Here is an 11,632-nt window from a genome sequence, read left to right as displayed (position 1 = left end):
TAAGGCATTTATTTTTAATAAAATCGATTCAAACGGTTGTTTAGAAACGCAAAGAAACTATTTTCCCATCCATCGTACTCGCCACGACCTCCATATTTCCGTGAACAGCAACAGGATTAACCATACCGTTGGAAATTTTGTATTGCCAGATAACCGCGCCTGTTTTTGCATCCACCGCCGAAAGCAAACCCGAATGACTCGGCACAAACACCAGTTTGCGGTTTGTCTTAATCGCAGAAGGAGTTAGCTCATAAGGTAATTTCAGCTTTGATCTCCAAACCACATTCATCTGCCCTCCCTTTGTAGCGATGCCCAATAAATCGCCATCCATTGTCTTTACGTACACCTGTTTTTTATTCACCCCTAATCCCATAGACTCACGTACACGAATCGAATCTTTCTTTTCGCGCCAGATTACAGCACCATTCTTTGCATCCAGCGCAGTCATAAAGCGATCCGGTGCAACGACAAAAACACGATTATTTACCCCAACAGGATTACAGGCAGCAGCTGAAAACATCCGGTTCGCGTGTCCGTTATTCCATTCCCAGGATAGTTTTCCAGTTTCTGCATCCAATGCATAAAATCCGTTCCCCCAAGAGCCAAAAATGACATTGCCCAAATAATACGTTGGCAAAGTAGACACAAAACCCTTGACTCCGTTAAAACTCCATTTTAATTGTCCAGTCTTTACATCCAAGGCTCTGAATTTACCATCTGATCCGCCGATAAAAGCAACACCATCCTGTATCAGGGGTGATCCCAATACAGCTTTATCTGTTTGCACCTTCCAGAGGAGTTTTCCATTTTCTGCATCGACAGCATAAATAAAATGATCTGAAGATCCTGCCACGACAATACCCTTCCAGACGCCAGGAGTGGAATACACCTTTCCTCCAGTCCGATAAGACCAAAGTTTTTTACCAGATCTAAGATCCAGCGCAAAAATATCCCCAGCAGTATTTGAAGTAATTACTTTGTTTTTATCAATGGTCAGTCCGGCACCTATGTCGCTCGCGTCTTCGAAAGTCCAGTTCACATGAACGGCATCCGCATATTTTTCGTTGACAGCATAGCTTGGACGTGGGTAAACAGCAGTCTCCTTTTCATAATGATGATCAAACAAAGGCACCTCCAGCCAAGGTTTTTCTTGCGTCCCTACGCCTGGATTACGTTCCTGATAGGAAGCTTTCCCATCGGCAATGGTGACGATATTATATCCACCCACAGCTTGATTTGCGCGCAGATTAGACCGTCCCATCACACCCGGAATTCCTTCCCAATCGTAGGCCTTATTACTATGACCATGTCCACAGAACGCCAATTGAACATTTCGTGTCTTGACACGTTTTAATGCATCAAACCAATTGTTCAGGGAAGAATCTTGGGGATAGTGATTGATATAAATTAATGGTGTTCTTTTATCTGGATTCGCAGCAAAGATAGAGTCCATCCACACCAAATTTTCACGCGGGATCTGCCCCGGACTCATACGCATATTCGGACCCGAATTGGTGCCTATAAATTGATAGCCCTTATGTTTAAAGAAAAAAGTCTCCCCCCCAAAGACAGTACGAAAGGTATTGGCTCCATTTTCAGACCAGTTGCCATCGTGATTGCCCGGAATTACGTACCAGGGTAGCTGCAAGCTATCCAAAATCCGCTTTGCCAATTTCAGTTCCTGATCAGCGCCAAACTCCGTGATATCTCCGGAGAGAATAACAAAATCAATATCTGTCAATGTATTTAGATCCTTTACAGTACGGCGCAGATCGTCCGCTCCTGTTGCACCACCAACATGCGTATCCGTCACATGGGCAAATTTAAAAGATTGCGCAAAGGAGAAGTTGAAAATGCATAATAATGCAATAATAACAGCAGTAAACTTCGGTTTCATGGATTAAGTTTTCTTAAAAATAGCGTTTTTATGCGCAAATAAAAAATAAAAATGCGTTTTTATGCATGATATTATATACCAATAAATTGGTTATTTAATAAAAAGCCTTTCTGAATATTTCAGAAAGGCTTAGACAATTCGCCATCAGCGTTACCAACCTGGTGTTTGTGCCAAAATATAGCCCAAATCAGCATACTGCTGGATTTGATTTAATCCGACAGGTGACAAATAAACACGATCAGTAAAACTCACCCGGTTTGCAAATTTCGGAACCATATAGTAGCCAACCATAGCATCCCCGTTCGTGCCATTGTAAGTTATTGTATTACCCGCAGCATCACGAACTTTCAAAACACCCTCGTAAGCTTTTGTCAAACGATTAGGAAGATCTTTTTTAATATTCACCCACGGACCTAAAGAATAATCCACATTTCGGGAGAAATTCATGTAATCCAATTTCTTCCATCGACGAATATCATTCAACCTCGCATATTCATAAACAAATTCCATCCTCCTCTCTCTCCGGATCTCCCACATCAACGGCGAAACATCTGCATCGCGCTGCGGATCATTTGGCAAAGCACCCAACAACAAAGGAGCTGTTTTTTTAACACCTTTTGCTATAGCGTCAGCATCCAAAGGCCTATTTCTAACTGCATTAATGGATTTATCCAAATCAGCTTGCGTAACCGCTGCACCGCCAAAAAACTCCGCGAGAATCTGTTTCGCTTCAATCCAATTGAGCACGACTTCACCTAAGCGAGCAACAGGAGCATCATTTGTATTTGTATTGCTACTCCATTTTGCCGGATACGTCTTACCAATGTAAGAAAGAACTTCTCTTGCCGCAAACTTATGACCATAAGCCAAGGTAGATGAAGCCGTATTGACAACGTTCATAAAAGTCGCCTCAAAACGAGGATCTCTGGTCTCTGCCAAAGATTTCATAGAGAAATCAGATGCATTTGCAACAGCCGAACTCTGCCAAACCTTACCATCATTACAGATAAATGATTTTAACAAATCCAAGTTAACACCCTTTTGCCCTTCAGTTCCATTGCTATAGGAACCTACTGCATGGGTTACTTTCAATGCATCATTATATGTTCGGAAGAAAATCACTTCCGCATTGCTCGATAAGTCCTCTGACGCAAACAAACTTTTGAAATCGCTACTAAAAGACCATTTACCACTATTCATAACCACCTCTGCAGCTTTTAGAGCGAGACCAAGGTATTTTTTGGCACGCTCCTGATCTAGTCCATGATATTTTTGCCAAGACCCCTCAAATAGCATAAGATTAGAGATCAAAGCAGCTGCCGCATATTTATTTACATACCCCTTGCCGTCATCTGCACGCATATTATCTAATACATACTCAAAATCAAGATAAACCTTATCCATGACCTCGCCACGTTTTGTCCGCTCTTTATACATCATAGCTTGATCCATCGGATCAACTTCTACATCAAAATAAGGAACATCACCGAATACCGAAACTAGCCTTGAATATTCATAGCCTCTAAAAAAACGAGCCACAGCAGTCCAATGCTTATACTCCGTTTCGGTCATATTTGCTTTCGCTTTTGTATCAACTCTATTCAGCATGATATTCGCCTTTCTCACCCAATAAAAATTCCATGTTGGGCCAGAATAGGTCGTCAATATATCCGGAGCGGGAGTACCACCTGTCAACGATGGTGTCGTCCCCCGCGTTGTCGGAACAATTGTTTCAAATCCCCCTTGGGTACCCTCCGAGGTAAAATCATCCGCATAGTTATAACCTACCAAAGGCGCATATGCTGTACCATAAAACGTATTATAGCCAACAAAGTAGTTTAGGTAAAAATCATTTGCATATAAGCGAACATCTGCTTCATTACGCCAAAAATCCTTATCAATTACCTTCGTTTTATCCGGTCTATCGAGAACATCTTTATTACACCCAGTGCCCAGCAATACTGCAGACAGGATGATAGATCCAATTTTTATTCTATTTAATTTCATCTGTCAAATTCGTTTAAAAGTTTAACTGAACACCAAATGATGCACTTTTAAAAGTTGGCGTTCCTACCCCAGTACGCCCACTGTTGTAATTCGTCTCATTAAAAAGCGAATACCCTTCAACTTCCTCCGGATCGATAGGCAATCCTCGCAGTTTGTCCCAGGTGAAGAAATTCTCTAAAGAAACATACACTCTTAAATTATTCAGCTTCGCCCGTTTGAGCACATCCTGAGGAAGAGAATAGCCTAATGTTAAGTTTTTAATCCTCAAATATGACATATCTAACAAATAACGGGATTGTATCTGCATATTATTTACATTTAAACTTCCACCATTATTAAATGCAGCCGGATAAAACGCATCCTGATTATCTTCGGTCCAATAATCGTTTACAAAAGTAGCTGGCATAGCACCATCCGAAGTATTGAAACCCGGTATAGCTAAGAATCCTGCTCCCCAAACTTTTCGTTGGCCAACCCCCTGGAAGAAAATAGACAAATCAAAGCCCTTCCAGTCTGCTCCCGCTCTAAAACCATACTGATAACGCGGTGTAGAGTTACCGATAATTTTCATATCCCCAGGATTATCAATAGTACCGTCGCCATTATCAATTTCTCCATCACCATTTAAGTCTTTGAATTTCACATCCCCAGGACCAAAATAAAAATTGGTAGAATTTTGGAAACGAGGCTGATAAACAGGTTTTTCACCATTCGAACCTTCTTTTAACAGATAAGCACTTCCTGTAGCATACTTACTCATCCCTGCATTCATCTCCACGAGCTGCGGTTTGCCGTCACCACCTAAAACGAAGTCGCTATATTGATACAAACGATCCGTCTCATACCCCCAAATATCGCCATACACCCTACCATCATAATTTATACCTGTTGTTCTTGAAGACGTATAACCACTAAATACAGATTTCGCATCATCAAAGTTGGCCCTAAAATTGACCCCTAAACCATTTTCAAAACGATGGTTAAAATCTACAGCAAGCTCAAAACCTTTTGTCGTCAATGTACCGAAATTCCCAAGCGGTGCAGGTGCACCCAACGTATATGTAGTACCCTCTAATGGCGCAAACATATTTTTGGTTTTTTTCTGATACCAATCAAACGTAATTCCTAGTTTATTTTTAAAGAAGCGGGCATCAGCACCAAAATCCAATGTCTCAATATTTTCCCAGCTCACATCTGGCCAATTCAATTTAGGCGAACCGACCGCGTTCAACAGCGCCCCATTCACGATATAGTTAATTTGCCCAGCCGACATATTTGCAATATATAGGTCTGAATCTACAGTTTGGTTTCCGATTACCCCCCAAGACCCTCTAAATTTCAGATGACTAAGTGCAGATCTTGACCAGTCCATAAATTTCTCTTCCGAAGCTACCCAACCCGCCGAGAAAGATGGGTACCACCTCCATTTCAAATCCCCTGGAAATTTTGATGCTCCATCATAGCGAAGATTACCTTCGAACAGATATTTATTTTTATAAGCATAATTTATCCGGCCAAAATATCCCAATTGCGACTCCCAGTACTCGCCGCCACTACCAGTAACCTGCCCTACTGCCAAATCAAATTGAGGATTTTTAATATCCAATAAATCTGCACGCTGTGTCCAATGATAAGAACCATCGTTTGTCACCCGGTTCAACCCTAAAATAAACTTAAAGTTGTGGTCTTCGTTCAGAGCAAGCTCATATGTCGTAAAGGCATTCACTGTATGTTTATGTTCGTTTTGCGAACGCATATAAATATGATCCTGCGCGGAACCATTGGCTGTATACATATCATTAGAAAGATCATAAGCCAAACTTGCACCATCATCACCCTTATTGACAACAGTGCCTTCTCCATTCACATAAACAGGATTTCCCTGTGCGTCAAACCGCTGTTTGGCAGCTACCCAAGAGTTTGCAGCCGTATAACGTGTTCCATTCTTCCGCCAGTTATAATCTTCATTGGTAAATGTATAGTCAATATCAACTTTCCAGTTTTTCATGATATTAACCGTAGCACCAGCACTTAAATTAATATAATTGCGCAACATAGAAGCTTGGTTAGCAGCTTCATTTTCACTCCATGGACTTCTTATCGGGTTATTATTTTCGTCATAGCCCATTGGATAAAGGGAACTCCAACGATACATATATAACCACGGATCTGCAGTAGTCGAGTTTGTCGCATATGGATAAACCTTGTTCCGTTGTGCAAACATAGCCCCTGCCCTCACAGTTACAAACTTATTTAATTCTGTATTTAAGCGCAGAGCTGCATTATATCTTTTAAATTTATCTGAATCACCGGCCTTCAACATACCACTTTGATTTAAAGAACCGAATGAAGCTGTATATTGTGTTTTATTTATAGAACCATTTAAGGATAGGTTATGCGTTTGTGTCGGAGCCCATTCACGCACCATATAATCATATGGATCATAGGTCCTAACACCATACTTTTTCGTCGGCGCCCCTGGATCAACATACCAATCCCGACCGTATACTGTCGGATCATCTTTACCTATAGATGACCCATATTTTTTGTCCCATTCAACAGCCCGCTCATAACTTTCCCTATTAACCTTATAGAAAGCACCAGTCTCGGTTCCACCAATACGCTCGAGTGCATCAATTGTATATTTCAATGCATTTACACGGCCCATCTCCAATTTTTTATATGGATTTTGGAATGAGAAGTTGTTCGAGTAATTTACTGTAACTTTTTCCGAGCCACCACCGGTTTTTGTCTTAATCAATACAACGCCAAAAGCGGCCTTTGCACCATAAATAGAAGCAGAAGCGGCATCCTTTAATACAGTAATTGATTCCACATCATCAGGGTTAACATACTGAATACTTGGAATCTCAACATTATCCACTAAAATCAACGGACTACTATTTCCTTGAATAGATGATATTGCACCCCGGATACGCATTGTCGGGTCAGATCCTACTTCACCACTGGGCACTGTCACACTAAATCCTGGCGTCGTACCTTGAATGGCCCTTCCGACATCTGCAATCGGACGGCTTTGTAAATTTTCTTTCACATTAATTGTTGAAACAGCCCCGGTCAAATTCCCTTTTCTTTGAGTACCGTAACCGACTACAACAACTTCGTCCAACGCTTGGTCATCGCTAACCAAGGTCACATTAAGCGAATTCGAAGTAACGGCAATATCTTTTGAGATATAGCCTACCGATGAAAATCGCAACCTGCTTCCCACAGCAGCTATAATTTTGAAATGCCCCTGTGCATCAGTCTTAGTTGACACCCCTCCGCCAATAACAGATACACTTACATCAGAGACTGGACCTTTTCCATCCGTTACAGTACCTTGCACCGTATTTTGAACCGTAGTTTTCGATAAAGAGCGAAGAAGAGCGCTCGGTAAGTTAGAGCCACTCAAAGCGCCTTCTTTCTTTACGAAAGAATAGGATTCAGAAGGAAAACTCAATCCAAGAGCAACAGAAAATAGTACTAATTTTCTCATTGATTATAGAGTTTTAAAATAAATGATTTTAGTTAATATTGTTAGTTATTCGTTATTATTGCTTGCTATACCTCATTCAAAATCAGTGTACAGCAGATACTTTTTGCGCATTTGCTTGTAAGCCTTTAAGTCAGCAGCCCAAGAATCCCGGATCTGCATCTCAGATTCCCCCGCAATAATTTGCTTGCGCAGTTGGTCTGTACCAGCCAGCTTGTCAAAAAACTCAGGTCTCGCAAAAAACGTGGACTTGTCTGGTGTTTTCTGATAGAAGTCTAAAAGATATTTTAGTGTGAATTTTTGCTCATTAGGATTCAGATCACGTAGATCTATACCATAATTCTTGACTCCTTTTCCTTCCACATGTTTTGACATACCGTGACGCTCACCAGGCGTAAACGTAAAAGATCCATACACTGGATTTGTATATCCGAGAACCTGGAAAGGCCAATCAGTACCGCGGCCTACCGAGATATCCGTACCTTCAAACAAGCATAAAGACAGATACAGACGCACGGAAAGCTGATTAGGCAAACTCGGAGATGGAATTACCGGCAAGTCATACATCTTCTTATGATCCCAGTTTTGAACTTTTATGATCTCTAGGTCAGCCTGACGCCCATTCTCCAACCATTTTTCCCCATTGATCATCTGCGCGAGTTCACCGATCGTTAACCCATGGATCATTGCGATTTTATGCCAGGAAACATCAGACTTGAATTTATCGTCGTGCCGCACAGGCCCATCCACCTGATCACCATTTGGATTGGGGCGATCCAGCACAATGAGTTTTTTATTATGCTTTGCACATAACTCCATGACACGGTGCAACGAAGTAATATACGTATAGAAACGTGCACCAACATCTTGTAAATCAAAAATCATCACATCAATGGAATTGACAATCGAATCTTGTTTTTTATTTCCTCCATACAGGGTAAACAAAGGCAATCCTGTTTTGCGATCTATGTCATTACCAAATTTCTCCCCACGTTCAACATTACCACGAAAACCATGCTCTGGAGCAAAGGCAAACTTCAGATCCACCTTATTTTCAAGCAGAACATCCACTAAGTGCCTTTTATCCACCCCTACGATGGAAGTTTGATTCCCCATAATACCAACTTTCTTACCTTTTAGCTGCGGTAAATAAGACGATAATCGATCAGCTCCGGGAGTAATAGCAACAGCAGCAATATCGTTCACAGTGCCAATCGCATTCTTATCACCCATCTGAACAGATCTTCGTGTTTGACCACAAGAGGCTAGAGAAAGAAAAGAGACCACACAGGTTAACATTAGTAAGGTATATTTCATCATAAATAGACTATTTGCTCACACATAAATGCAGTTTTATGCATGAATAATTGAAAATCAGAATAAAAGTAAGTAGAAGTTTTCGTTTTTAAAACAAAATCCCCTATAAAAACGCAAAAGAAAGTAAGTGAACACTTACAAATAACAAAAAGATAGAGTATTAAATATTCAATTTATAAAGCAAAAAAAATAAATTCTAAAATACAATACACTTATAAACAGCTAATTAAATACTATAAAATATTTAATTAGCTGTTTATAAAACAACAGAAAAGAAACAGAAAAATGGAAAAGTTTATATTAACACCTTCTTAACAATTCGGCAAAATACGGCAAATATGCAAAATCACAAGGCAAACCCAAAATTGTTATAGAGAAAATCAGGCTCCAATAATGGTGTCAATTGATGTACTGTAAATCGTTAGGGTAAGGGTTTTAGCTTTAATTCAGACAAATGACCTCTCAGGGCATTCATAAATATATCTCCTGGATCGTCTTTACCCGTGATATATTTTGGATCAGTTTCCTTCCACCAGGAAGTCTTTTTAAAGCGCTGATATTCATGATGACCGATCACATATTCAATAGGATATTTCTTACTAAGATAACGTATAAGTTCCTCATTTGCCTTTAGCTGCGCATCAGTTAAAGGATTCTGCCGACTACCTATATTTTCGATGCCAATCGCACAATAGTTGAGACCAATGGTGTGTCTGGCAAAAATTGTATCTGGCAAAAATTGATAGATTGTTCCATCGCGATCAATGACAAATTGAGAAGAAACATTCAGGGCACTGGCTTTCGTCAGTTCGGGTCTTCCCGGTAGTTTCACCGGATTGAATGTATTAAAGGTTGCCTTTACGCTGTTGTTTGCCGTCCAATGTACCACAACTATTTTAGGATGAATAGTTGGCGTAGCTTGGCTTAACCCATGTCTATTCTTCAAATAATCCATGGACAATTGTATACGTTCTTGATTCCAAGTGATTGGCTTTTGGACAATCTTGGGCGATTGGGCAAATCCCACAGATGTTAACATCAGCATAACACCTGTCATTAAATAACTAGCGAATTTCATAAGTCAAAATTAAAAAACAAAGCCGTTATAAAACGGCTTTGCACAATCCATATTATATTAGTCAGCAATATCCCACCATACAGGATAAGACCAAATATCATCACTTAAAGCATTTGGATGCGACGCCATTAGACTTTCTGCATTATAGTTAATCTCATGTGAAACTTGCCTAACACGCCTAAACTGTTTACCATCAGGTATTTTTGTCTTCGCCGCTGCGGTAACCTTATATTCATAGGGAACGCTCCAGCCAGGATATACATTTGCGCTAAAGTCATAACGACGCATATCATTCCAGTTCTGTTGCGTAAATGACATGGCTATAAATTTTTGAGTCATAATCTTTGCCAACGTAATATCTGCCGCAGTTCCGATACCTTTATTGATAAATTCGTCAATTTTACTTTCAACCATTGGCGATTTACTTTGATTTACATTTCCATAAGTGGCCAACTTAAGGTTCATCAAGTCAATGTGCCCCTGAATAGCGGACTTATAAGCTGCAAATGCTCCTGCCTTATCACCCTTTTTAAACAATACCTCAGCTTTGATAAAATCCATTTCAAATGCCGTCAACAGATGAGTTGGCGCATCAGGTCTAGAATAAAAAGTTCCACTTGCAGCTATGACACCATCATCCCATTTATAAATATCAGGTGTTTTCTCTGCCTTTGCATTAGAAGTACTTCGAAACGAAACATAAACGGTATCACCCCATCGACCAGTATTCGCCGAATTGATATACCAACTATGCGGAGCTACAGAGCGATTATTACTTGTAATAGCAACATCTTTGGCATTATATGACGCTACGATTGGTCCGGATTGCATACGGATATCCGATTGCATATCAACACCCTTGGAACGCACCATTTTTTTCGGAATGCCATATTCCGCCCAAGGAATCAATTTATCGGCTCTTGGGTCCTCAATATTTTTATTGTCAAAATTGGTCAATAAATTCTCATACCATTTAGTAATCAGAATATTTGAGTTCATTCCCACGTTATCATAAATAATTGAAGTTTTCACAGGATCGGCAAACAAAATATCACCGAGATTGTCCCCCTGCACGTCAACATGATTTACAATTGTACTTTCATTAATAGATAGAGGTGCATTGTTCAATGCAGCCAAAATATCATCGGGTTTGTACAAACTTGACTTTTTGGACAAATTATTCAGCCACCGCGCTTTTACCCCATAGCACATCTTTATCCATTTTGAAACATCTCCCCCGTTCCAGCTATCTCCTGCGGACAAAGCTGTTGCTGTTGCTGGCTGTTCCATTTTAAAATAAGCAATAGCCTCATCAATTTCTTTCAAACAGCCCTCAAAAATCGTTTTCCCATTATCAAACTTAGGTGTAATTGCGGTACCCAACGCCTCCGTATAAGGCATCTCCCCATACCAATCCGTCATCAGCATAAAACCCATTGCCCGAATAGCCTTCATTGCGCCAATATAATGGTATGCATTTTCCGCCTTGGCTTTTGCTTCTAAATCGGAAAAATTAGCTCCTGCCCCTACAAAGAAAAACTGATAGGGAGTTGTGGACATACCCGCAATAGGATTCCAGCCCGCAATCATGCTATTGGATGCAGTACTATTTGTAAAACTTAGTTGCTGAGTTACATATCCCGCTCGCGCGCCAGCGGTACCTTGAGCATATAAATAATAATGCTGAATCCAGGCCAATCGACTATCAACCGACGCCACAGTACTAGAAGGTGTATTAGGATCCACATTGATATCCAACCAACCCTTACTACAAGAAGAGAGACTCGCCAATCCTATCAACAAGGCCAATAAATATTTTGATTTTTTCATAATGTGC

Annotated in this window: 6 protein-coding genes; all 6 read right to left on the bottom strand. The window is 40.4% G+C overall.

What is annotated here, in order from left to right:
* Positions 1 to 40: 40 nt before the first annotated feature.
* Entirely contained in the window at positions 41 to 1,897 is a 1,857-nt protein-coding gene (locus HPC41_RS21180) for an outer membrane protein assembly factor BamB family protein (RefSeq protein WP_172396086.1), read from the bottom strand.
* A gap of 150 nt (positions 1,898 to 2,047) precedes the next feature.
* On the bottom strand, positions 2,048 to 3,904 hold the full coding sequence (locus HPC41_RS21175) for a RagB/SusD family nutrient uptake outer membrane protein (protein ID WP_172396085.1): 1,857 nt from the start codon (positions 3,902 to 3,904) through the stop codon (positions 2,048 to 2,050).
* 13 nt (positions 3,905 to 3,917) lie between these two features.
* On the bottom strand, positions 3,918 to 7,403 hold the full coding sequence (locus HPC41_RS21170; RefSeq protein ID WP_172396084.1) for a SusC/RagA family TonB-linked outer membrane protein: 3,486 nt from the start codon (positions 7,401 to 7,403) through the stop codon (positions 3,918 to 3,920).
* A gap of 72 nt (positions 7,404 to 7,475) precedes the next feature.
* Complete coding sequence (locus tag HPC41_RS21165) at positions 7,476 to 8,720, bottom strand: exo-beta-N-acetylmuramidase NamZ family protein (RefSeq protein ID WP_172396083.1); 1,245 nt, start codon at positions 8,718 to 8,720, stop codon at positions 7,476 to 7,478.
* 418 nt (positions 8,721 to 9,138) lie between these two features.
* Positions 9,139 to 9,795 (bottom strand): peptidoglycan recognition protein family protein, encoded by a 657-nt coding sequence (locus HPC41_RS21160; RefSeq protein WP_172396082.1) that lies wholly within the window; start codon positions 9,793 to 9,795, stop codon positions 9,139 to 9,141.
* A gap of 57 nt (positions 9,796 to 9,852) precedes the next feature.
* Positions 9,853 to 11,625: a SusD/RagB family nutrient-binding outer membrane lipoprotein gene (locus HPC41_RS21155; RefSeq protein WP_172396081.1), complete on the bottom strand. Its 1,773-nt coding sequence runs from the start codon at positions 11,623 to 11,625 to the stop codon at positions 9,853 to 9,855.
* Positions 11,626 to 11,632: the final 7 nt, after the last annotated feature.

The sequence above is a fragment of the Sphingobacterium prati genome (assembly GCF_013167215.1).
Lineage (GTDB): Bacteria > Bacteroidota > Bacteroidia > Sphingobacteriales > Sphingobacteriaceae > Sphingobacterium > Sphingobacterium prati.
Note: the sequence above shows the minus strand (reverse complement) of the source record. Positions and strands in the feature narration are given on the sequence as shown.

What these genes read in the sequence shown, in the direction of transcription:
- HPC41_RS21180 (WP_172396086.1), bottom strand. Translation starts at nt 1,897, where the DNA reads ATGAAACCGAAGTTTACTGCTGTTATTATTGCATTATTATGCATTTTC.
- HPC41_RS21175 (WP_172396085.1), bottom strand. Translation starts at nt 3,904, where the DNA reads ATGAAATTAAATAGAATAAAAATTGGATCTATCATCCTGTCTGCAGTA.
- HPC41_RS21170 (WP_172396084.1), bottom strand. Translation starts at nt 7,403, where the DNA reads ATGAGAAAATTAGTACTATTTTCTGTTGCTCTTGGATTGAGTTTTCCT.
- HPC41_RS21165 (WP_172396083.1), bottom strand. Translation starts at nt 8,720, where the DNA reads ATGATGAAATATACCTTACTAATGTTAACCTGTGTGGTCTCTTTTCTT.
- HPC41_RS21160 (WP_172396082.1), bottom strand. Translation starts at nt 9,795, where the DNA reads ATGAAATTCGCTAGTTATTTAATGACAGGTGTTATGCTGATGTTAACA.
- HPC41_RS21155 (WP_172396081.1), bottom strand. Translation starts at nt 11,625, where the DNA reads ATGAAAAAATCAAAATATTTATTGGCCTTGTTGATAGGATTGGCGAGT.